Here is a 20798-nt window from a genome sequence, read left to right on the forward strand (position 1 = left end):
TCAGCGTCTCCTTGCGGCAAAGCGGCGTTCCATCCGCGACACGGCCGCCACCAGCGGCCACAGGAAGGCTACATAGATCGCCGCGGCCACGATCAGCGGCGTCGGGTTCGCGGCCAGGGCCTGCGCTTGCGTCGCCTGTTTCAGCAGGTCCGGCATCGCCACGACCGAGGCCAGCGCGGTGTCCTTGACCACGTTGATCGAATTGTTGGTCAGCGGCGGAATCACGATCTTGACCGCCTGGGGCAGGACTACCTCTTTCATGGTCTGCGGCCCGCTGAGGCCGAGGGCGGCCGAGGCCTCGAACTGGCCCTTGGGGATCGCCTCGATGCCCGCGCGGAAGATTTCGGCGGTATAGGCGCCCGACACCAGCGTCAGCGCGGCCATGGCCGAAACGAAGGGCGACAGGCGCACCCCGACAAAGGGCAGGGCGTAATAGACGATGATCAGCAGCACCAGCAGCGGGATCGACCGGAAGATGTCGATGTAGACCCGCGCAAGCAGCCGCAAGGGGGCTGTTGCATACAGCCGGATCATCGCCAGCGCCAGCCCGAGGATCAGCCCCGCAACGATGCTGGCGGTGCCAAGCTGCAGCGTGATCCACAGGCCCTGCATCAGCATGGGCAGGCTGCGGCGCATGACCTCGGCGTTCAGGAAGGTGTCAAAGAGATCCATGGGCGTCCCTTGCCTGTGGTCCGCAGGCCGGGCCCGGGGCAGCCCCCCGGACCCGCGTCCCGGATCAGTTCAGCGAAGGCATCGGCAGGACGGTGACGGTCGAGGACCCCGCCTGGGGCGCCACGCCGAACCATTTCTCGTGCAGCTCGGCCATGGACCCATCGGTCTTCAGCTCGTCCAGCGCCGCGTTCACGCGCGTCGCCAGTTCCGCATCCTTGGCGAACATCATCGAGTATTTCTCGCCTGTCTCGATCCGCGCCACGACCTTCAGGTTCGGCTTGTCCTTGACGTAGTAAAGCAGGGCCGGAATGTCCGAGATGTAGCCGTCGATCCGCCCGGCCGTCAGGTCCAGCATGGCGGGGGCCAGCCCCTCATAGCGGCGGATTTCCCCAAAGCCATAGGTCTCCTGCTGGGCGCTGGCCCACATGTCGCCGGTCGAGCCGGTATCGACGCCGACGACCTTGCCCTTCATGTCCTCCAGCGAGGCGGGGCCGCCCTCGACCACGGTCAGCGACTGGTCACTGTCGTAATACGGCTGGGCGAAGCTGACCGACTTCAGCCGCTCGTCGGTGATGGTGATGGACGAGGTCGCGATGTCGATGCGCCCCGACTGCACGGCCGAGAACAGCCCGTTGAAGGGAATGTTCACGGTCTCCACCTCGGCGCCCAGGCGCTTGGCCACGGCGGCGACGAGGTCGATCTCGAAGCCGATGAACTTGCCCGAGTCGTCCTGGAACTCCCACGGCACGTTGCCGATGTTGGCGCCGACCGTCAGCTTGTCCTGGGCCGCGGCGGCCCCCACCGATCCCGCCAGCAGGGCCAGGGCCAGTCCCAGCCGTCGCATTCTGTTTCCGTGCATGATAGATCCCCGTTGTGCTTGTTTTTGGTTTGACCGGGCAAACCGGTCTGACCAGTATTGACGCATGGGCCTTGGGGCTTTGCAACATTTATGTTGAGGGCCGAGCAGGGGGGGGGGCGGGCTGTGCCGCAAGAAAGGGCCACGGACATGATCTGGGACAAGGGTCCGCTGACCGAGGCAATCGCCCGTCGTCTTCAGCAGATGATCCGGTCGGGCGAGCTGAAGCCGGGCCAGAAGCTTCCCTCGCAGCGCCTGCTGGCGGGGCAGTTGAACGTGTCGCGTCCTTCGCTGCGCGAGGCGCTGCTGACGCTGGAGACGCTGGGCCTCGTGCAGACCCTGCCGGCGCGGGGCACCTTCGTGCTGGACCCTGCGTCCCGCCCGGCCTCAGCCCCTTGGCGGTATGACGACGCCCATGACCTGCGGGACGTCTTCCAGACGCGGGTGCTGATCGAGGCGGAACTGTGCCGGCTGGCCGCGACCGCCATGACGCCGCCGGTCCTTTCGGACCTGAACGCTGCGGCGCAGGCCTTCGAGGACGCCTGGGGTTCGGGCGACCTGATGGCCCATGTCGAGGCGGACCTTGCGTTTCACCTCGGCATCGCCGCGGCCTGCCCCAACCGGATGCTGACGAACCTTTATCGCACGGTCCAGCAGCTTCTGACGGAAACCCAGCGGCATCCCATCCCGAACACGAACCCCGACCGGATGCGGCAATCCATCGCCGAGCACTGGGGAATCGTCGAGGCGCTGGACCGTGGCGACGGCGCGGCGGCCGCTGAAAGGATGCGCGACCACGTCCGCAACACCGCGCGGGCAGCGGGGGTCGAGCTGTGATCGTGCCGGTTCGTGCCGTATCAAGCGACCGGCCTTCTTCACCTTGGGGACCAGCGGGTTGGCAGGCGGGGCGCCGCTGCCGCCCGAGGTCCAGGCACGGTTCGAGACGACCTTCGGGGTGCCGCTGGTGAATGCCTAGAGGCCCCGTGTTCCGTCAGGCCGCGCGATAATCAGCGATCATGGCGCGCAGTTCTGCCTCGTCGGGGCGGCCGAAGCTCGACCGGCTGCCGATGATGAAGGTCGGGGTGCCGATCAGGCCGAAATGGCTGGCCATCATCTCGGACTGGGCGATGTGGTCGCTGACGGGCTGCGTGTCCATGTCGGCGCGCAGCCGCGCCTCGTCCAGCCCCACGCGGCGGGCGGTGCGTAGAACCGTCGCTTCCTCGGCCCTGCCTTTCATCTGCAGCAGCGCCGTGTGGAACGCCCAGTATTTCCCCTGCGTCCGCGAGGCCAGCGCCGCCCGTGCGGCATAGACCGACCCCTCTCCGAACACCGGCCATTCGCGCAGCACCAGTTGCAGCCCCGTGTCGGTGCGCAGAAGACGGGCAACCGTCGGCAGGCCGGCGCGGCAATGCGGGCAGTTGTAGTCGAAGAACTCGACCATCACCGCAGTGGGCCGCGCCGCGCCGATCGCCGGGGCGTTGGGGTCCTGTTCCAGCGCCTTGCGGATGACGGGGGGGACCGGGTTCGCCTTGGGCGTGGACTGGGCCAGCGCCGGCACGGCGGCACATCCGGCCAAAGCCACAAATCCGGTCAGCATATGGCGTCGGGTCGGCATCGTGGGTCCTGTCCTGCTGAACATGTCGCGGCCACCTTGCAGGCTGCGCGCGCCGGACGCGAGGCCACCGGCGTTCACATCTGGTCACGGACCGGCGACGCCGGCAAAGCGGCGGCCCGCTGCGGCGGTTGGTAGGCCCGGAGGGACTTGAACCCCCAACCAAGGCGTTATGAGCGCCCTGCTCTGACCATTGAGCTACGGGCCCCGCCTTGGGCCGCCGTGGCAAGGCTGTCGCAAATGCAGCGCGTGCGGTCAAGCGGCGGACGCGCCCGCGGCGGGCGGCGCGATTGCCCCGCCGCGGGGGCTGCGCTATGTCTGCCGCGCGTCAGCCCCATTCCAGCGCAAAGGACCCCACCATGACCGACAGCCGGCCGCAGGGCCTGACCTATGCCCAGGCGGGGGTGGATATCGATGCCGGCAATGCGCTGGTCGACCGGATCAAGCCCGCCGCGGCGGCGACGGCCCGAACCGGGGTGATGGACGCGCTGGGGGGCTTTGGCGCGTTGTTCGATCCGCGCGCGGCGGGGTTCACCGATCCGATCCTGGTCGCGGCGACCGATGGCGTAGGAACCAAGCTGCGCATCGCCATCGACACGGGCGAGCTGGACGCCATCGGCATCGACCTGGTCGCCATGTGCGTCAACGATCTGGTCTGCCAGGGGGCCGAGCCGCTGTTCTTTCTGGATTACTTCGCGACCGGCAAGCTGCGCGTGGACGAGGCCGCCCGCGTCATCGCCGGGATCGCCGAGGGCTGCCGGCGGTCCGGCTGCGCCCTGATCGGCGGCGAGACGGCCGAGATGCCGGGCATGTACCACGGCGGCGACTTTGACCTTGCGGGGTTCGCGGTGGGCGCCATGGAACGGGGAACGCAGCTGCCGCAAGGCGTGGCGGCGGGCGACGTGCTGCTGGGGCTGGCGTCGGACGGGGTTCATTCCAACGGCTATTCGCTGGTGCGCAAGGTGGTCGAGCAGGCCGGCCTGGGCTGGGACGACCCCGCGCCCTTTGCCGACGGACCGCTGGGGCGCGCACTGCTGACGCCCACGCGGCTTTACGTCCGCCCGGTGCTGGACGCGATCCGTGCCGGCGGCGTGCACGCCGTGGCCCATATCACCGGCGGCGGCATCACCGAGAACCTGCCCCGCGTGCTGCCCGCGGGGCTGGGGGTCGAGGTCGATCTGGACGCATGGACCCCGCCTGCGGTCTTTGGCTGGATGTCCGCCGTCGCAGGCATCCCGCAGGCCGAGATGCTCAAGACCTTCAACAGCGGGATCGGCATGGTGCTGGTGGTTGCGCCGGATCGCGCCGACGCGCTGGCGGCGGTGCTGTCCGAGGCAGGCGAGCGGGTCTGCCACCTGGGTCGCGTGGCCGGGGGGCAGGGCGTCCGCTACAGCGGCAAGCCCTGGTGAAACGGGTCGCCATCCTGATTTCCGGCGGCGGATCGAACATGATGGCGCTGGTCGCCAGCATGACCGGCGATCATCCGGCCCGCCCGGTGCTGGTGGCCTCGAACGATCCCGGCGCCGCAGGGCTGGGCAAGGCGGCGGCACTGGGCATTCCGGTCGCGGCGGTCGATCACCGTGCCTTTGGCGGCAACCGCGGGGGCTTCGAGGCCGCCCTGCTGGGACCGCTGCTTGACGCACGGCCCGACATCATCTGCCTGGCGGGCTTCATGCGGATCCTGACGCCCGGGTTCGTGGACCGCTTTGCCGGACGAATGCTGAACATCCACCCCTCGCTGCTGCCGCTGTATCCGGGCCTGAACACCCATGCCCGCGCCTTGGCGGCCGGTGACGTGCAGGCGGGGGCCAGCGTGCATCTGGTCACCTCGGCGCTGGACGACGGCCCGATCCTGGGACAGGCGCGGGTGCCGGTCCATCCGGGCGACACGCCGGAGACGCTGGCGGCCCGCGTGCTTGCGGCCGAACACAGGCTTTACCCGGCCGTGCTGCGCCGCTTCGCCGCGGGGCAGACCGACCGCGTCGATCTCTAGAGCTTTCCTGGCCGACATCGTCGGGGGCGCGGGGGCCGCGCCCCCCGGTTCCTAGCGTTCCGGCAGCAGGCCGCGCGGGGCGAACCGCAGCACCAGCAGCAGCACCGCGCCCATGGCGATGAACCGCATCTGCGGGGCGCTGTCGATCAGGTGGGTGCGGATGGGGCCATCGGGCAGGGGCGCGGTCAGCAGCGCCATCGCGGCCGGCCCCCAGACCTCGGCCTTGATCCACAGGAACCAGATCAGCAACGCGCCCAGCACCGCGCCCCAGTTGTTGCCCGACCCGCCGACAATCACCATCACCCAGATCAGGAAGGTATAGCGCAGCGGGTTATAGCCGCCGGGCGCCATGAGCCCGTCCAGGGTGATCATCATCGCGCCCGCTAGCCCGATCACGGCAGAGCCGATGACGAACAGCTGCAGGTGGCGGCGCGTGACATCCTTGCCCATGGCCGAGGCCGCGATTTCGTTGTCGCGGATGGCGCGCATCATGCGCCCCCAGGGCGAGCGCAGCGCCAGTTCCGACAGCGCGATCAGCGCGACCAGCACCACCACGAACAGCCCGGCGTAGCACAGCTTGACCCAGATGCCGGACGCGGTGGCCACGTCCATGCCCCAGCCGGCCGCGCGGGCGACGAACGCGGGGTCGGCCTGCAGGTCCAGCTCGTACGGCACGGGCCGGGGCACGCCCGTCATGTTCAGAACGCCGCGCGCCAGCCAGCCTTCGTTCTTGAGGACGGCGATGATGATCTCGCCGATGCCCAGGGTGGCGATGGCCAGATAATCCGACCGCAGCCCCAGCGCGACCTTGCCCACCGCCCAGGCGGCGGCGGCGGCGAACAGCGCGCCCACGGGCCAGGACAGCAGCACCGGCAGGCCCAGTCCGCCGATGTTGCCGGCCTTGGCCGGGTTGTTGGATTCGATCGCGGCGACAGCGGGGTCCAGGACCGCGCGGAACAGCACATAGCCGGCCAGAACGACGACCGCGGCCGCCGGCACGCGCCAGACCGGCGGGGTGCGCCGGGCGACCGCCGCGGCCAGGGCGAGGGCGCCCAGCCCCGCGGCCAGCGCCAGCAGGACGCGCGGTCCCCCCGCTGCCCAGGCCCCCGGAACCGCCGGGGTCGCGATCAGCACCGGCGCCAGCCCGCCCAGCGCCAGGAACCCTACGACGCCCGCGTTGAACAGCCCGCCATACCCCCAGATCATGTTGACGCCCAGCGCCGTCACGGCCGAGATCAGGCCCATGTTCAGGATCGTCAGCGCGCTGTTCCACGACCCGGAAAACCAGGCGTTCGACAGCGTTCCCTCCAGCACATAGAGCAGCGCCACGGCGGCAAACAGCAGCGGCGCGCGCAGCGGGCTGGCAGGCGCATCGGCCCGGCGGGTGGATGACATCGGCGGCCCCTTAGTACGACTTGCCGCGGAACAGGCCGGTCGGCTTGACCAGCAGCACCACGATCAGGATGACGAAACTGACGGCGAACTTGTATTCCGTGGACAGCAGTTGCAGCAGGCTCGCAGGCTCGAACCCCAGGTACTCGGCGATCTTCTTCCAGGGATAGGTCAGCGCCACCTCGGAGAACGCGATGACGAAACCGCCCGCCACCGCCCCCAGCGGGTTGCCCAGGCCCCCCACGATGGCGGCCGCGAAGATCGGCAGAAGGATCTGGAAATAGTTGAAGGCCTTGAAGGACTTATCAAGGCCGTACAGAACCCCGGCGGTGACCGCCAACGCGGTGGCGATGATCCAGGTCAGGCGCACGACCCGTTCGGGATCGATCCCCGACAGCAGAGCCAGATCCTCGTTGTCGGCATAGGCCCGCATCGCCTTTCCCGACCGCGTGCGGTTCAGGAAGGCAAACAGCGCCCACACCGCGGCCGCGGTCAGAACCAGCGTGATCGCCTGCGTGGTCCGCAGGGCCAGCCCTTCGTCCAGTCCGGTCATCGCCTTGAACTGCGGGACCGACACGACGAACCGTGCGCCGTCCGCGAACTGGATCTCGTCCACCCCGATCAGAAGGCGGGTCAGCCCGTTCATCACGAACATCACGCCGACCGACGCCATGACGACCACGATCGGCGCGGCCTTGACCCGGCGGTAATGGCGATAGACCAGCCGATCGGTGACCAGCACCAGAACCGCCGTCAGCGCAATGGCCAGGGGCAGCGCCAGCAGCGCGCTAGGCAACGGTCCAAGACTGATCCCAAGCGCTTGCAGGCCCCAGGTCAGCAGGATCGTGATCCCGGTGCCAAAGGCCATGGTGTCGCCGTGGGCAAAGTTGGAAAACCGCAGGATGCCGTAGATCAGCGTGACCCCCAGCGCGCCCAGCGCCAGCTGCGCCCCATAGGCCGAGGCCGGAATCACGACGAAGTTCAGGATCGCGACAAGCGCGTTGAGCAGGTCCATCAGTCCTCTCTGGGGCAGATGCGGGCGCGCGGGGCGCAATCGGCGGCTCGCCGGGGCGGGGTCGGTGCGGGGCGGCGGCGGTGGGCCATGAGGTCAGTCGCCGCTCATGGCGCGGCAGCTACCATGCCACGTCGTGACGCCGTCGGAAAAACTGGCGGTATAGGTAAAGCTGCGGTGGTCACGCTCGATGTACAGCGTCTCGGCCCCGGCATCGAAGATCAGCGTCCGGCCGCGCTTGAAGAACCGGGCCGGAACGGCGTCGCCCCGGCCCGTCATCACCGGGTGCGCGGCCCAGGGGTCGTCCACGCGCACGATGCGAGCAGGGCCGGGGGCAGGGGCCGCAGTTCCGGCCCCCAGGGCGCCCGAGGCGTCCATGGGCGGCGGGTCGGCCGAACAGACCAGCACCGTGACGCCGGCCGCGCCGGGAACCAGTGCATCGGGGGGCAGGGGGGCCTCGGGCCGCAGGTCTGCCGGATCGTGCACGGGCCGATGGGGATCGCCGCCGGCGCCGGCGGCGACCGTGCTGGCGGCGCCGTCGGTGGCCGTCAGGGCTGCGGCAGGGATCGTGGACGACAGGACGGCGGCGGCGAGCCAAGACGCCAGGGCCGCACCAGGGCGCAGGGCGGGCGACAATGGGGCGGGGCGTGCCATCCTCAGCCCCCCAGGAAGGTGCGGCGCACCTCGGGGTCGGCCATCAGCTCGGCCCCCGTGCCGGTATAGCGGTTGGCGCCCTGCACCAGCACATAGCCGACATCCGCGATGTCCAGCGCCTGCTTTGCGTTCTGTTCCACCATCAGGATCGAGATGCCGCTGCGCGCGATCTCGATGATGCGGTCGAACAGCTCGTCCATGACGATGGGCGACACGCCTGCGGTCGGCTCGTCCAGCATCAGCAGCTTGGGCTGGGTCATCAGCGCGCGGCCCACGGCGACCTGCTGGCGCTGGCCGCCCGACAGCTCGCCCGCGTTCTGGCGGCGCTTGTCGGCAACGGCGGGAAACAGGTCATAGACCTGCGCCATCGTCGCCCGGACATCGTCGTTGCGGATATAGGCGCCCATCTCCAGGTTCTCCTCGACCGTCATGGTCGGGAAGACATTGGCGACCTGCGGCACGAACCCCATGCCGGCGCGCACGCGGTCCTGCGGGTTCAGCGCCGAGATGTCCTGCCCGTCCAGCCGGACGCTGCCCTCGCGCAGGGTCAGCATCCCGAAGATGGCCTTCATCGCGGTAGACTTGCCCGCGCCGTTGGGGCCCACGATCACGGCGATCTGGCCCTTTTCCACGGCCAGCGTGCAGCCGTTCAGGATGTCGGCCTTGCCATAGCCGCCGCGCATCGCCTCGCCGATCAGGAACGGATCGCCGGCGCGGCCGGGCTGGACGGGACCGCTGCCCCGCGTTCCATCGGCGGTGCCGGCCGGGCGCGGGTTCACGATCGAGGCGTCGCGGTTGCCGCGGTTGGCGAACGGATCGCTCATGCCCCCACCATCGCCTTGTTCTTCAGGCCGCGGCCCAGATAAGCCTCGATCACGGCCTCGTTTTCCATGATGTGGGCGGCCGGACCCTCGGCCAGCACCTTGCCTTCGGCCATGACGATCACCGGGTCGCACAGCTTGCCGATGAAATCCATGTCATGCTCGATCACGCAGAAGGTATAGCCGCGCTCGCGGTTCAGGCGGATGATCGCGTCGGCGATGGTACCCAGAAGGGTGCGGTTCACGCCCGCGCCCACTTCGTCCAGAAAGACGATCTTGGCGTCCACCATCATGCAGCGGCCCAGTTCCAGCAGCTTTTTCTGCCCACCCGACAGGTTGCCGGCCTTTTCCTCGGCGACATGGCTGATGGTCAGGAAGTCCAGCACCTCGTCGGCGCGGGCGCGCAGGGCCGCCTCCTCGGCGCGGATGGCGCCGCGCTTGATCCAGGCGTTCACCAGCGTCTCGCCGGTCTGGCGGGACGGAACCATCATCAGGTTCTCGCGCACCGTCATCGACGCGAACTCGTGCGCCATCTGAAAGGTCCGCAGCAGGCCCTTGTGGAACAGCTGGTGCGGGGCCAGGCCGGTGATGTCCTCGCCGTCCATCTCGACCCGCCCCGAGGTCGGCGGCAGCACGCCCGCGATCACGTTGAACAGCGTGGACTTGCCCGCGCCGTTGGGGCCGATCAGCCCGGTGATCGAGCCGGTGCGGATGCTCAGGCTGGCCCCGTCGACGGCGCGAAAGCCGCCGAAATGCCGGTGCAGGTCATGGACCCGGATCATTGCCTTACCCCCTGTGGCCCGGCCGGGCGGCGCGCCCCTTGGCCGGGTGGCCCTTCGGATTGGCGGCCCTGGCGGGCGCCGCCCCTGAAGGGGCCGTCATCGTTGCGCAACCCGGCGCGGCTGGCGCCGGGTCGCCTCGTCCACCGCGCCTCAGCGCATGCCCACGACGTTCATCTTGCCGCCCTTGAAGTCCACCTCGCGGAAGACGCCGGCGCTTTCGCCCGGTCCGACCAGCTCGACCGAGGTTGCGCCGTCATAGTCGATGTCGGTCCCCGCGGCGAGCAGGTCCAGCGCCTTGGCCAGTTCGCCCGCGCCGATCTTTTCGCCCGGCGCGTTGGCCACGTCCAGCACCTTGTCCTTGTAGACCTTGGGGTCGGCGGACTGGGCCGCCTGCATGGCCAGCAGGATCAGCGCGGCCGAATCGTAGGATTCGGCGGCAAAGGCGGTGGTGCCGTCAAACCCGTTCGCGGTGGCCAGGGCCACGAAGGCATCGCGGCCCGGCCCCTCGGACGAGGGGTTCTGGCCGAACGAGGTTTCCAGCTCGCTGCCGAACCTGGTGACAAGCGACTCGCTCACCATCCCGTCGGGGAAGACGAAGGTGTCGAACGCGCCCGCGTCCAGCGCCCCGCGCACGATGCCCGAGCCGCCCTGATCGACGTAGCCGGCGACGACCAGCGCCTCGCCGCCCGCGGCGGCCAGCGCGCCGACCTCGGCCGAGTAGTCGGCCTTGCCGTCGTCATGGGAGGTGATGCTCGTGACGGTGCCGCCCTTGGCCTCGAACGAGGACTTGAACGCCTCGGCCAGGCCCTTGCCGTAGTCGTTGTTGGTGTAGGTCACGGCGACGGACTTGAGGCCCCGGTCCAGGATGACGTCGGTCATCACCTCGCCCTGGCGGGCGTCGGACGGCGAGGTGCGGAAGAAGAACCCCTTGTCGTCGATGTCGGTCAGCGCGGGCGACGTGGCCGACGGCGAGATCATCACCATGCCGTTGGGCACCGCCACCTTTTCCAGGCTGGCGATCGTCTCGCCCGAACACATGCCGCCCACGATGCCGTTCACCTTTTCGGACCTCACCAGCCGCTCGACCGCCGCGACGGCCGCAGCCGCGTCGGCGCAGGTGTTGTCGGCCTGAACGGAGGTGACGGTCGATCCGCCCAGCAGCTTGCCGGACTCGCTGGCCTCCTTCATCGCCAGCTCAGCGCCCTTGGCCATGTTCGGCGACATCGATTCCAGCGGCCCCGTGAACCCCATCGAGATGCCGATCTTGATGTCCTCGGCCGCGGCGGCGCCTGCGGTCAGGGCGGCGGCGGCGGTGGCCAGAAGCAGTTTTTTCATTCGTTCTCTCCCATGTTGGACCGGAGTCCTGCGCGAACCTAGAGTCGCCCTGTGCGAAAAGAAAGTGTCGTGTGGGTGGCGCCCTGCGCCGTCCGCCGCGTTACCCGGACGCGGCCGGGACGCCTGGGGCCGTGGCCGGGGACAGGCCCCGCGCCCGGAACGGCGTGGCGCCATACTGCGCGCGGAAGCATTTCGAGAAATGCGCCGTCGAGGAAAAGCCGCAGGCCAGCGCCACCTCGATCACCGGCATGTCCGTCTGGGCCAGCAGGTTGCGCGCCCGCGCCAGCCGCGTTTCCATGTAATAGCGTTTCGGCGTGCGGTTCAGATAGCGCGCAAACAGCCGTTCCAGCTGGCGCATCGACATGCCCGCGTCGCGGGCCAGCACGGCCGGGCTGATCGGGTCCTCGAGGTTGGCCTCGATCCGGGCGATGACGGCCGCAAGCCGCGGATGGCGCACCCCGATGCGCGAGGGGATGGACGGGCGCTGGCTGTCGTCCTCGGCCCGGACCTGGGTGGTGATCAGCTGGTCGGCCACCAGGGCCGCCAGGTCGGGACCATGCTCGCGCCCGATCAGCCGCAGCATCAGGTCGATGGGCGAGGTGCCCCCCGCCGCCGTCAGGCGCGATCCGTCGTCCACGAAGACCGTGCGATAAAGGTCCACCCCGTCGAACGCCTCGGCAAAGCCGTCATGGTTTTCCCAGTGGATGGTGGCCCGCCTGCCGTCCAGCAGCCCCGCCTGCGCCAGCGCCCAGGCCCCGGTGCAAAGCCCGCCCACCGCCGCGGCCTGGCGCGCACTGCGGCGCAACCAGGACAGGACCGGCGGCGTGACCGCCTGCGCGACATCCAGTCCGCCGCAGACCAGCACGACATCCCCGGGCTGGGCCGCGACGTCCAGCCCGTGATCCAGCGCCATGCGCGCGCCGGCCGAACAGGTGGCATCCACCCCGCCCGCGCCGACCAGCCGCCAGTCGTAGAGGGTGCGCCCGCTGACCCGGTTGGCCAGCCTGAGCGGCTCGACTGCCGCGGCAAACGAGATCAGCGTGAAGCGGTCGAGCAACAGGAACAGAAACCGCCGCGGCCGGGCAGGGTGGGGGGGCAAGAGGGCGGCGGGGCTGGGCATGGCGGCATCCTGGCGACCGGCGGAGATAATGAGAACGGGCCGGACCATGCAAGCCATATGGCACGCCGCAGGGCAGCGGCGCGCGCGGGACAGCGGAGGCGCGGCGGCGGGACAAGCCCCCCATGCGGGTGGGCGCCCCGGGCGGGTGGCGAGGCCGCGCGCGTGCGGCAGGGGCGCTGGCGATCCGCGCGGGCGGGCAGGGGCGATCCCGCGCGGGGCGCCGCCCTTTGCGGGGGCCGGCTGGTCCCCGGCCTTTCCCTTTGGCCCCCGGTCGCCTATAACCACGGGGTTCCAAGGAGGATCTCATGGCCCAGACCACCCAAGCCCCTCGTGCCCTGTCCGGTGCTGCCGCGCCGTCCGACTGGCAGCGCGGCGGCTGGCGGGCCTATCCGCGCGTCCAGATGCCGGATTATCCCGACACGTCCGCCCTGAACGCGGTCGAGGCGCAGCTTGCCCGTTTCCCCCCGCTGGTCTTTGCCGGCGAGGCGCGCCGCCTGCGCGCGCACCTGGCCGACGCGGCGCAGGGGCGGGCATTCCTGTTGCAGGGCGGCGACTGCGCCGAAAGCTTTGCCGAGTTCAGCGCCGACAACATCCGCGACACCTTCAAGGTGATGCTGCAGATGGCCGTCGTGCTGACCTGGGGGGCGCAGATGCCCGTCATCAAGGTCGGCCGCATGGCGGGCCAGTTCGCCAAGCCGCGCAGCGCGCCCACCGAGGTGATCGCCGGGCGCGAACTGCCCAGCTATCGCGGCGACATCATCAACGGCTTTGACTTCACCGAGGCCGCGCGGGTCCCCGATCCCGTCCGCATGCTGCAGGCCTATACCCAGGCCGCCGCCAGCCTGAACCTGTTGCGGGCCTTTTCCACCGGCGGCTACGCCGACATCCACCGCGTGCAAAGCTGGATCGGCGATTTCACCGACGGGCCCGAGGCCGCGCGCTATCGCGACATCGCCGACCGGATCAGCGACGCCATGGCCTTCATGCAGGCGGCGGGCGTCACCGCCGAAACCGCGCATGAGCTTGGCAGCGTCGAGTTCTACACCAGCCACGAGGCGTTGCTGCTGGAGTACGAGGAGGCGCTGGCGCGCATCGATTCGACCACCGGCCTGCCGGTCGCGGGGTCGGGCCACATGCTGTGGATCGGCGATCGCACGCGTCAGGTGGACGGCGCGCACGTCGAATTCTGCCGCGGCGTGCAGAACCCGATCGGTCTGAAATGCGGACCCTCGATCAGCGCCGACGACCTGAAAAGGCTGATGGCGCGGCTCAACCCCGCCAACGAGGCCGGCCGCCTGACGCTGATCGCGCGCTTTGGCGCGGGGCAGGTGGGCGACCACCTGCCGCGCCTGATCCGCACCGTGCAGCAAGAGGGGGCGCAGGTCGTGTGGTCGTGCGACCCCATGCACGGCAACACGGTCAAGTCGGCCTCGGGCTACAAGACGCGGCCGTTCGATTCGGTGCTGCGCGAGGTGCGCGAGTTCTTCGCCGTCCACGCCGCCGAGGGCACGATTCCCGCCGGCGTGCATTTCGAGATGACCGGCCAGGACGTGACCGAATGCACCGGCGGCGTGCGCGCCGTGACGGACGAGGACCTGTCGAGCCGCTATCACACCGCCTGCGACCCGCGCCTGAACGCCAGCCAGTCGCTGGAGCTGGCCTTCCTGGTCGCCGAGGAACTGCGCGCCCGCCGGACCGGCACCGCTGCGGGCCTGCGCGACGCGGTCTGATCGGGGTCACGGCCTCCAGGTGGCGTCGGCCCCGGCAGGCGCGCCACGGGTGACGTCAAGGCGACGCCCCCAAAGGGGGCCGCGGTCAGTCGCCGTTGCGCGGGATGACGCGAAAGGCCGCGCGCCGGGATTGCGGCGTGTCGGCGGGCCGGTCGATCAGCGGCGTCGGCGCCTTTGACAGCGGCGCGGCCTGCCACGGCGCCGGCTGTTCGGCAAAGCCGGCAGCCGAGGGCCAGGGGTCGAGCACCCGCGCCCCCTCGATCACCGGGATCAGCGTCTCGGCGATCAGGTCGAAACGGCGGGGCGCGGACCCGATCTCTCCGGTGCTGACAAGGCAGCCGAGCGCGCGTGTCACGTCCCCGAGATCCGAGCGCAGCGGCAACAGCAGCATCTGTCCCGACAGGGCGGGGCGGCCATAGCCTGCGGCGGCCGTCAGGCCCAGCTGGACGATCTGCGGCCCCTTGAAGACGGTTTCCAGCACGTCCGAAAGCCGCCCCCGCGACGAGGGCGACAGGAACGCGCACAGCGGCATGCCCCGGACCTCCATCCCCATCAGGTCGATCAGGTGCCGCCCCGCCAGACGAAACCGCGCGGCGCCCGGTGCGACCCGTTCCAGCACGAAGGCAAAGTCCAGCGCCCGGCGCAGGCCGCGCGGCTCGACATCGGCGCGCGTGGGAATGGCGCGGCCGACGCGCAGCGACTGCCAGTAATCGCGCAGGTCCGCGACGATGCGGGCGGGCTGGACAGGGTCGAAATCGGCCAGCCGCAGGACCCGGTCGCCGCCTGCGCCGTCCCCCTGGGCAAGGGGGCGAATGCAGGCCGGTCCCGGGATCTCGGGACCGGAGGGGCTGTCGGTTCTGTCGTTGCGCTCGTCCATTCCGTCATCCTGGCCTGACCGGCTGCGCGCGGGCGGCCGGGAACACCCCCAGTCTAGCGCAGCCGGCCTGCGAACGTGAGCAACAAGTTTACGGCTGGTTAAAGCGCGAGTGAATGACCGCGATACACCAAGGGGTTGTGGCGCGCCACGGGTTGACCTGCCCCCGTCGTCTCGGCCAAGTGGGGCGGGCCGGCAAAGGGAATGGAATGCAGCGCAGGGGATTGTTGATCATCGTGTCCTCGCCCTCGGGGGCGGGCAAGTCCACGCTGGCGCGGCGGCTGATGGAGTGGGACCCCACGCTTCGGTTTTCGGTGTCGGCCACGACGCGGCCCCCGCGCCCCGGCGAGGTGGACGGCCGGCACTATCATTTCACCGATCGCGCGGCCTTTCGCGCCATGGTCGAGGCCGGGCAGATGCTCGAGCACGCCGAGGTGTTCGGCAATTTCTACGGCAGCCCCCGCGGCCCCGTCGAGGCGGCGATGGCCGAGGGGCGCGACACGCTGTTCGACGTGGACTGGCAGGGCGGACAGCAGATCCGCGCCTCGGCGCTGGGGCCGCATGTGGTGTCGGTGTTCATCCTGCCCCCCAGCCTGGCCGAGCTGGAGCGGCGCCTGCGCGGGCGCGGCCAGGACGACGAGGCGGTGATCCGCGACCGGATGCGCAAGAGCCGCGACGAGATCAGCCACTGGGCGGAATACGACTATGTGCTGGTCAACGACGACCTGGACGCAACCGAGGGCGACCTGCGCGCCATCCTGACGGCCGAGCGGCTGCGGCGCGACCGGCGCCCCGCGCTGGGCCCGTTCGTCAAGGCCCTGATGGAGGAACAGGCATGATCTGGGAACTGGACGGAGTCGCGCCGCGGATCGCCCCGGACGCCTGGGTGGCGCCGGACGCGCAGCTGATCGGCCGCGTCGAGCTGGAGGACGAGGCCAGCGTCTGGTGGGGCGCCGTGCTGCGCGCCGACAACGAGCCCATCCGCGTGGGCCGCGGATCGAACGTGCAGGACCTGTGCGTCTTTCACACCGACCCCGGTTGCCCGCTGACCATCGGGCAGGATGTGACGGTGGGCCATCGCGCCATGCTGCACGGCTGCACGATCGGGGACGGGGCCTTGGTCGGCATGGGCGCCACGATCCTGAACGGTGCGGTGATCGGGGCGGGCGCGCTGATCGGGGCGGGCGCGCTGATCGCCGAAGGCAAGGAGATCCCGCCCGGCGCGCTGGTGATGGGCGCGCCCGGCAAGGTGGTGCGGATGCTGGACGCCGACGCGGTCGCGCGCCTGCGCGGATCGGCCGCCCATTATCGAGCCAACGCCGCGCGCTATCGCGCCGGCCTGCGGTCGGTGGGCTGACGGGGCGCGGCTGGTGGACAGCGACCGGCTGCAACAGATTTGCGAGGTCGTGCCGGTGGCCATGCTGGTCGTGGACCCCGCCGGTTGGGTCGCCGCGGCGAACGCCGCAAGCACGGCGATGTTCGGCAACGACCCGATCGGCCGGCCGTTCGTGACGGTGGTGCGCCAGCCCGCGGTGAACCGGGCGCTGGACTGGGTGCTGAAGCCCGAAGGACCCCCACCCGCGGGCCTGCCCGCGCGTGCGGGGGCTGCCCGGCTGGCAGCCACGATCAGCGCGCAGGGGCGCGATCTGAGCACCGTCGTGACCGTGTCGCCGCTGGCCGTCCAGGGCGGGCACGGCGCGGCCGTGGTGATCGAGGACAGCACGGGCGTCGAGCACGCCGAGCAGATGCGCCGCGACTTCGTCGCCAACGTCAGCCATGAGCTGCGCACGCCCCTGACCGCGCTGATGGGCTTCATCGACACGCTGCGCGGCCCGGCGCGCAACGACGCGGCCGCGCAGGAACGGTTTCTGGACATCATGGCGCGCGAGGCCGGGCGCATGAACCGCCTGATCGCCGACCTTCTGTCGCTGAGCCGGGTCGAGGGCGAGGAGCGTCGCCGCCCGGCCGAGATCGTCGATCTTGCCGGACTGATCCGCAGCGTCGCAGCGACGACCGGACCCGCGGCGCGCGAAAGCGGCGTCACGCTGACGCTGCGCGGCACGGCCCAGCCCGTCCGCCTGCCGGGCGACGCCGACCAGATCATGCAGGTGTTCCACAATCTGTTCGAGAACGCGATCAAGTACGGCGGCGGCCAGGTCACGGTGACGCTGACCCGCATTCCGCATGAACCCGCCCTGCGCGGTCCCGGCTGGGCGACCGAGGTGGCCGACAACGGCGACGGGATCGAGGCGCTGCACCTGCCGCGGCTGACCGAACGCTTCTATCGCGTGGACACGCACCGGTCGCGTGAAAAGGGCGGCACGGGGCTGGGACTGGCGATCGTCAAGCACATCGTCGCCCGTCATCGCGGCCGGCTGAAGATCGACAGCGAAAAGGGCCGGGGCAGCCGCTTCACCGTGATCCTGCCCGAGGCCGCCCCCGGCAGGGCGGCACCGGGCGCCGGCGGTCCGGGCATTGAGGCGCCGTCGAGCGGCGGGCAGGCCGGCTGAGACCGCGGCCGCCGCGGCCAGCGCGTCAGGCGTGGTCGGGCAGATCGCCGCGGATCGCCGCGGCAAAGGCCGTCCGGTAAAGCTGCGAAAGCTGGGCCAGCGGCGCCCGGTCGCCCCCCAGGTCCACGGCCTCGCCCCCGAAGCGGCCGACCACGGCGACCGGCACGCCCTCTGCTGCGGCATGGGCCGCCAGCGTCTCGGCGTTCGCGGCAGGGCAGGCGACCAGATAGCGGGCCTGGTCCTCGCCGAAGAGCTGAGCGATGTCGCTGCTGTCCAGCGTGACGCCGATGCCCGCCGCCTCGGCCATTTCAAAGGCCGCCAGCGCCAGCCCGCCGTCGGACAGGTCGCAGGCCGCATGGACCTGGCGGCGATTGGACAGCAGGAACGTGCCGTTGCGGCGCTCGGCCTCGAGGTCCACGGGCGGGGCGTCTCCGGCCTCGATCCCCCAGGCCTCGGCGGCCAGCGCCGACTGGCCCAGGTGCCCGGCGGCCGCCCCGATCATCACCGCGACGTCGCCCGGGCCGGGCCGGCCTGCGATCAGGTGGTCGAGATCCTCGATCAGCCCGACCGCGCCGATGGTGGGGGTGGGCAGGATCGCCTGGCCGTCGGTTTCGTTGTAAAGGCTGACGTTGCCGGACACGATCGGCATGTCCAGCGCCTCGCAGGCCTGCCCGATCCCCCGGATCGCGCCGACCAGTTGGCCCATGATCTCGGGCTTTTCGGGATTGCCGAAGTTCAGGTTGTCGGTCGCGGCCAGCGGCCGGGCGCCCACCGCGACAAGGTTGCGCCACGCCTCGGCCACGGCCTGGCGTCCGCCCTGCACGGGGTTCGCCTTGACATAGCGGGGGGTCACGTCGCTGGTGAAGGCCAGCGCCTTGTTCGTGCCGTGGACGCGCACGACGCCCGCGCCAAGGCCCGGCTTGCGGATCGTGTCGCCGCCGACCTGGCTGTCATACTGTTCCCAGACCCAGGCTTTGTGGGCGTAGCTGGGCGAGCCGATCAGCGTCCGCAGGGCCGCGATCGGCGCCATGTCGGGCAGGGCGGGCATCGGGGCGGCAGCAGGGGTTTCGACCCAGGGACGGTTGTATTCCGGCGCGCTCGACGACAGCTTCGACAGCGGCAGGTCGGCCTTGACGTGGTTGCCGTGCAGGATCAGGAAACGGTCCTCGGCGATGGTTTCGCCCACGATTGCGAAATCAAGGTCCCATTTCTCGAAGATCGCGCGCGCCTCGGCCTCCTTCTCGGGCTTGAGGACCATCAGCATCCGTTCCTGGGACTCCGACAGCATCATCTCATAGGCCGTCATCGCCGTCTCGCGGGTGGGCACCCGGTCCAGGTCCAGCCGGATGCCGAGACCGCCCTTGTCGCCCATCTCGACCGCCGAGCAGGTCAGTCCCGCAGCGCCCATGTCCTGGATCGAGATCACCGCGTCGGTCTGCATCAGCTCGAGGCAGGCTTCGAGCAGGCATTTCTCGGTGAAGGGGTCGCCGGCCTGCACGGTGGGACGCTTGTCCTCGATCGTGTCGTCGAACTCGGCGCTGGCCATGGTGGCCCCGCCCACGCCGTCGCGGCCGGTCTTGGCGCCGAGATAGACGACCGGCATCCCGACGCCAGACGCGGCGGAATAGAAGATGCGGTCGGCCTGCGCCAGCCCGGCGGCAAAGGCGTTGACCAGGCAGTTGCCGTCATAGGCGCGGTGGAACCGCACCTCTCCGCCGACGTTCGGCACGCCGAAGGCGTTGCCATAGGCGCCGATCCCCTCGACCACGCCCTTGACCAGATGGGCGGTGCGGGGATGTTCGGGACGACCGAACGACAGCGCGTCCATCGCCGCGATCGGGCGCGCGCCCATGGTGAACACGTCGCGCAGGATGCCGCCGACGCCGGTTGCGGCGCCCTGATGCGGCTCGATATAGCTGGGGTGATTGTGGCTTTCCATCTTGAAGACGACGGCCAGCTTTTGGCCATCGGGCCCGTCGCCGATGTCCACGACGCCCGCATTCTCTCCGGGGCCGCAGATCACCTGCGGGCCGGTGGTGGGCAGGGTCCGCAGCCATTTCTTGGACGACTTGTAGGAACAATGCTCGTTCCACATCGCCGAGAAGATGCCGAGTTCGGTGAAGGTCGGCTCGCGTCCCAGCAGGTCAAGGATGCGCTGGTATTCGTCGGGCTTCAGACCGTGGGCGGCGATCAGATCGTCGGTGATGGTCGGTTCCTGCATGATCCTGCGCCTTTGCCCTGCCCGTGATGCCCGGCTTTTACGGCTTGGGGGGGCACGAGGGAAGGGAGGATGCGAGCGCACCCGCGCGCCGGGCCATTCGCGCCGCCGGGCAAAAAAAAGCCGGGCATATGCCCGGCTCAAGTCCAACAGGGAGGTTGAAGGAACGGAAGTTGCCTTGCCGTCACCCTTCGAGATCGGAAATATGGGCAAGCTGCCCATCGTGCAAGCGCGAACATGATGCGGGTGCAGCATTCCGGCCATGCAGATGTTGCATGGGTGCAACGGATTGATGCGCGGCGAGGCAGGCTCATTCGCCCAGATTGCGCCGAAGTGACTGGATTTCCTCCAGAACGAAGTCGCGGAATGCCGCGACGCGGCGTGAACTGCGCAACTCTTCCGGGAAGGCCAGGAACACCGGCACCTCGGCGCTTTCGATGTCGGGCAGGACCCTGACCAGATGGGGAAAGTCCGTCACCAGATAGTCGGGCAGGATGCCGATTCCGACGTGGTTCAGCACCCCTTGCAGCACCCCGAAATAGCTGTTGATCAGCAGGGTCGAGGCCATGTTCTGCGCCAGCAGCGTCTGTGCAAGCACCGCGCCGGCCGAGACCTGGGGCGTGGCCGGGTTCTGGCAGATAAGCCGGTGGGGGGACAGGTCCGCCATGGTCCGGGGCGTGCCGACCCGGTCGAGATATTCTTTCGATGCGAACAGCCGGATGCGGATGTTCAGCAGCCGTCGCCGGATCAGGTCGGCCTGGCTGGGCTCCTTCATGCGGATGGCGATGTCCGCCTCTCGCATCGGAAGGTCCAGGACGCGCTCCTCCAGCAGCAGGTCGATCTTGAGATCGGGATAGCGCGCGTAAAGCTTGGCCAGGCGCGGCACCAGCCACAGCGTGCCGAAGCCGGTGGTCGTCGTGACCTTCAGCTCGCCGAAGACATGCTCTTCGCTGTCCTTGATTCGCGCGGCGGTCGTGTCCAGCTTGCGGGCCATGGCCTTTGTGGCCTCGAACAGCATCTCGCCCTGTTCGGTCAGGATCAGGCCGCGCGCATGGCGGTGGAACAGGGTCGTTCCCAGCGACTCCTCCAGCCCGCGGACCTGCCGGCTGACGGCGGATTGCGACAGGTGCAAGACATCGCCAGCATGGGTCAGGCTGCCTGCATCCGCAACCGCGTGGAATATCCGCAGCTTGTCCCAGTCCATTCTCGAACCCCGC

At 69.9% G+C, this 20798-nt stretch carries 20 protein-coding genes and 1 tRNA gene; 7 read left to right on the top strand and 14 right to left on the bottom strand.

Going from position 1 to position 20798, the window contains the following annotated elements; genetic code table 11:
* Both DPQ23_RS11580 and DPQ23_RS11585 read right to left on the bottom strand, forming a co-directional pair.
* On the bottom strand, positions 1 to 672 hold the full coding sequence (locus tag DPQ23_RS11580; protein ID WP_112874954.1) for an amino acid ABC transporter permease: 672 nt from the start codon (positions 670 to 672) through the stop codon (positions 1 to 3).
* A 64-nt stretch (positions 673 to 736) separates the two neighbouring features.
* Positions 737 to 1516 (bottom strand): basic amino acid ABC transporter substrate-binding protein, encoded by a 780-nt coding sequence (locus DPQ23_RS11585; protein WP_112874955.1) that lies wholly within the window; start codon positions 1514 to 1516, stop codon positions 737 to 739.
* Between the two features lie 162 nt (positions 1517 to 1678).
* On the opposite strand from DPQ23_RS11585, the gene DPQ23_RS11590 reads away from it, so the two are divergent.
* Positions 1679 to 2365, top strand: coding sequence for a FadR/GntR family transcriptional regulator (locus DPQ23_RS11590; protein ID WP_205961452.1), 687 nt, complete (start codon positions 1679 to 1681; stop codon positions 2363 to 2365).
* 154 nt (positions 2366 to 2519) lie between these two features.
* On the opposite strand, the gene DPQ23_RS11595 is transcribed toward DPQ23_RS11590, so the two are convergent.
* Entirely contained in the window at positions 2520 to 3143 is a 624-nt protein-coding gene (locus DPQ23_RS11595; RefSeq protein WP_162630727.1) for a DsbA family protein, read from the bottom strand.
* Between the two features lie 129 nt (positions 3144 to 3272).
* Positions 3273 to 3348 (bottom strand) — tRNA-Ile (locus DPQ23_RS11600).
* A gap of 151 nt (positions 3349 to 3499) precedes the next feature.
* Here DPQ23_RS11600 and purM point away from each other — a divergent pair.
* Entirely contained in the window at positions 3500 to 4549 is a 1050-nt protein-coding gene (gene purM, locus DPQ23_RS11605; RefSeq protein WP_112874957.1) for a phosphoribosylformylglycinamidine cyclo-ligase, read from the top strand.
* Positions 4546 to 5133, top strand: a complete 588-nt coding sequence (gene purN, locus DPQ23_RS11610) for a phosphoribosylglycinamide formyltransferase (protein ID WP_112874958.1) — start codon at positions 4546 to 4548, stop codon at positions 5131 to 5133. The genes purM and purN overlap by 4 nt, the downstream gene beginning before the upstream one ends.
* 51 nt (positions 5134 to 5184) lie before the next feature.
* Here the strand turns inward: purN and DPQ23_RS11615 are convergent, their stop codons facing one another.
* The 7 genes from DPQ23_RS11615 to DPQ23_RS11645 all read right to left on the bottom strand — a co-directional run bounded on the left by DPQ23_RS11615 (position 5185) and on the right by DPQ23_RS11645 (position 12249).
* Positions 5185 to 6528 carry a branched-chain amino acid ABC transporter permease gene (locus DPQ23_RS11615; RefSeq protein ID WP_112874959.1) on the bottom strand — a complete coding sequence of 448 codons (1344 nt, stop codon included), beginning with the start codon at positions 6526 to 6528 and terminating at the stop codon, positions 5185 to 5187.
* Between the two features lie 10 nt (positions 6529 to 6538).
* Positions 6539 to 7540, bottom strand: a complete 1002-nt coding sequence (locus tag DPQ23_RS11620; protein ID WP_112874960.1) for a branched-chain amino acid ABC transporter permease — start codon at positions 7538 to 7540, stop codon at positions 6539 to 6541.
* 93 nt (positions 7541 to 7633) lie between these two features.
* Positions 7634 to 8191, bottom strand: a complete 558-nt coding sequence (locus tag DPQ23_RS11625) for a hypothetical protein (protein WP_162630728.1) — start codon at positions 8189 to 8191, stop codon at positions 7634 to 7636.
* A gap of 2 nt (positions 8192 to 8193) precedes the next feature.
* Positions 8194 to 9015 (bottom strand): ABC transporter ATP-binding protein, encoded by an 822-nt coding sequence (locus DPQ23_RS11630; RefSeq protein WP_112874962.1) that lies wholly within the window; start codon positions 9013 to 9015, stop codon positions 8194 to 8196.
* Complete coding sequence (locus tag DPQ23_RS11635) at positions 9012 to 9794, bottom strand: ABC transporter ATP-binding protein (protein WP_112874963.1); 783 nt, start codon at positions 9792 to 9794, stop codon at positions 9012 to 9014. The genes DPQ23_RS11630 and DPQ23_RS11635 overlap by 4 nt, the downstream gene beginning before the upstream one ends.
* A gap of 150 nt (positions 9795 to 9944) precedes the next feature.
* The gene (locus DPQ23_RS11640; protein WP_112874964.1) at positions 9945 to 11129 is read right to left on the bottom strand and encodes an ABC transporter substrate-binding protein; all 1185 of its coding nucleotides are present in this window, start codon (positions 11127 to 11129) and stop codon (positions 9945 to 9947) included.
* 100 nt (positions 11130 to 11229) lie between these two features.
* Positions 11230 to 12249, bottom strand: a complete 1020-nt coding sequence (locus DPQ23_RS11645) for a GlxA family transcriptional regulator (RefSeq protein ID WP_112874965.1) — start codon at positions 12247 to 12249, stop codon at positions 11230 to 11232.
* Between the two features lie 305 nt (positions 12250 to 12554).
* Here DPQ23_RS11645 and DPQ23_RS11650 point away from each other — a divergent pair, with 305 nt between their 5' ends.
* Positions 12555 to 13979, top strand: coding sequence for a class II 3-deoxy-7-phosphoheptulonate synthase (locus DPQ23_RS11650; RefSeq protein ID WP_112874966.1), 1425 nt, complete (start codon positions 12555 to 12557; stop codon positions 13977 to 13979).
* An 85-nt stretch (positions 13980 to 14064) separates the two neighbouring features.
* Here the strand turns inward: DPQ23_RS11650 and DPQ23_RS11655 are convergent, their stop codons facing one another.
* Positions 14065 to 14856 (bottom strand): PAS domain-containing protein, encoded by a 792-nt coding sequence (locus DPQ23_RS11655; protein WP_112874967.1) that lies wholly within the window; start codon positions 14854 to 14856, stop codon positions 14065 to 14067.
* A gap of 206 nt (positions 14857 to 15062) precedes the next feature.
* Between DPQ23_RS11655 and gmk the strand changes: the two genes are divergently transcribed.
* Genes gmk through DPQ23_RS11670 form a run of 3 tightly spaced genes read left to right on the top strand, consistent with a single transcriptional unit; the run spans position 15063 to position 17363 of the window.
* The gene (gmk, locus tag DPQ23_RS11660) at positions 15063 to 15692 is read left to right on the top strand and encodes a guanylate kinase (protein ID WP_112874968.1); all 630 of its coding nucleotides are present in this window, start codon (positions 15063 to 15065) and stop codon (positions 15690 to 15692) included.
* On the top strand, positions 15689 to 16210 hold the full coding sequence (locus DPQ23_RS11665) for a gamma carbonic anhydrase family protein (protein WP_112874969.1): 522 nt from the start codon (positions 15689 to 15691) through the stop codon (positions 16208 to 16210). The genes gmk and DPQ23_RS11665 overlap by 4 nt, the downstream gene beginning before the upstream one ends.
* A 13-nt stretch (positions 16211 to 16223) precedes the next feature.
* Positions 16224 to 17363: a sensor histidine kinase gene (locus DPQ23_RS11670; protein WP_338067055.1), complete on the top strand. Its 1140-nt coding sequence runs from the start codon at positions 16224 to 16226 to the stop codon at positions 17361 to 17363.
* A gap of 25 nt (positions 17364 to 17388) precedes the next feature.
* Here DPQ23_RS11670 and purL read toward each other — a convergent pair whose 3' ends face one another.
* Positions 17389 to 19584, bottom strand: coding sequence for a phosphoribosylformylglycinamidine synthase subunit PurL (gene purL / locus DPQ23_RS11675; protein WP_112874971.1), 2196 nt, complete (start codon positions 19582 to 19584; stop codon positions 17389 to 17391).
* A 307-nt stretch (positions 19585 to 19891) separates the two neighbouring features.
* Positions 19892 to 20785: a LysR family transcriptional regulator gene (locus DPQ23_RS11680; protein ID WP_112874972.1), complete on the bottom strand. Its 894-nt coding sequence runs from the start codon at positions 20783 to 20785 to the stop codon at positions 19892 to 19894.
* Positions 20786 to 20798: the final 13 nt, after the last annotated feature.

It is taken from the genome of Paracoccus endophyticus (genome assembly GCF_003286075.1).
In the GTDB taxonomy this organism is placed as follows: domain Bacteria; phylum Pseudomonadota; class Alphaproteobacteria; order Rhodobacterales; family Rhodobacteraceae; genus Paracoccus; species Paracoccus endophyticus.

Bases quoted from the DNA above. Each gene is read 5' to 3' on its own strand.
- DPQ23_RS11580 (WP_112874954.1), bottom strand. From the start codon at position 672: ATGGATCTCTTTGACACCTTCCTGAACGCCGAGGTCATGCGCCGCAGC.
- DPQ23_RS11585 (WP_112874955.1), bottom strand. From the start codon at position 1,516: ATGCGACGGCTGGGACTGGCCCTGGCCCTGCTGGCGGGATCGGTGGGG.
- DPQ23_RS11590 (WP_205961452.1), top strand. From the start codon at position 1,679: ATGATCTGGGACAAGGGTCCGCTGACCGAGGCAATCGCCCGTCGTCTT.
- DPQ23_RS11595 (WP_162630727.1), bottom strand. From the start codon at position 3,143: ATGCCGACCCGACGCCATATGCTGACCGGATTTGTGGCTTTGGCCGGA.
- purM (WP_112874957.1), top strand. From the start codon at position 3,500: ATGACCGACAGCCGGCCGCAGGGCCTGACCTATGCCCAGGCGGGGGTG.
- DPQ23_RS11615 (WP_112874959.1), bottom strand. From the start codon at position 6,528: ATGTCATCCACCCGCCGGGCCGATGCGCCTGCCAGCCCGCTGCGCGCG.
- DPQ23_RS11620 (WP_112874960.1), bottom strand. From the start codon at position 7,540: ATGGACCTGCTCAACGCGCTTGTCGCGATCCTGAACTTCGTCGTGATT.
- DPQ23_RS11625 (WP_162630728.1), bottom strand. From the start codon at position 8,191: ATGGCACGCCCCGCCCCATTGTCGCCCGCCCTGCGCCCTGGTGCGGCC.
- DPQ23_RS11630 (WP_112874962.1), bottom strand. From the start codon at position 9,015: ATGAGCGATCCGTTCGCCAACCGCGGCAACCGCGACGCCTCGATCGTG.
- DPQ23_RS11635 (WP_112874963.1), bottom strand. From the start codon at position 9,794: ATGATCCGGGTCCATGACCTGCACCGGCATTTCGGCGGCTTTCGCGCC.
- DPQ23_RS11640 (WP_112874964.1), bottom strand. From the start codon at position 11,129: ATGAAAAAACTGCTTCTGGCCACCGCCGCCGCCGCCCTGACCGCAGGC.
- DPQ23_RS11645 (WP_112874965.1), bottom strand. From the start codon at position 12,249: ATGCCCAGCCCCGCCGCCCTCTTGCCCCCCCACCCTGCCCGGCCGCGG.
- DPQ23_RS11650 (WP_112874966.1), top strand. From the start codon at position 12,555: ATGGCCCAGACCACCCAAGCCCCTCGTGCCCTGTCCGGTGCTGCCGCG.
- DPQ23_RS11655 (WP_112874967.1), bottom strand. From the start codon at position 14,856: ATGGACGAGCGCAACGACAGAACCGACAGCCCCTCCGGTCCCGAGATC.
- gmk (WP_112874968.1), top strand. From the start codon at position 15,063: ATGCAGCGCAGGGGATTGTTGATCATCGTGTCCTCGCCCTCGGGGGCG.
- DPQ23_RS11665 (WP_112874969.1), top strand. From the start codon at position 15,689: ATGATCTGGGAACTGGACGGAGTCGCGCCGCGGATCGCCCCGGACGCC.
- purL (WP_112874971.1), bottom strand. From the start codon at position 19,584: ATGCAGGAACCGACCATCACCGACGATCTGATCGCCGCCCACGGTCTG.
- DPQ23_RS11680 (WP_112874972.1), bottom strand. From the start codon at position 20,785: ATGGACTGGGACAAGCTGCGGATATTCCACGCGGTTGCGGATGCAGGC.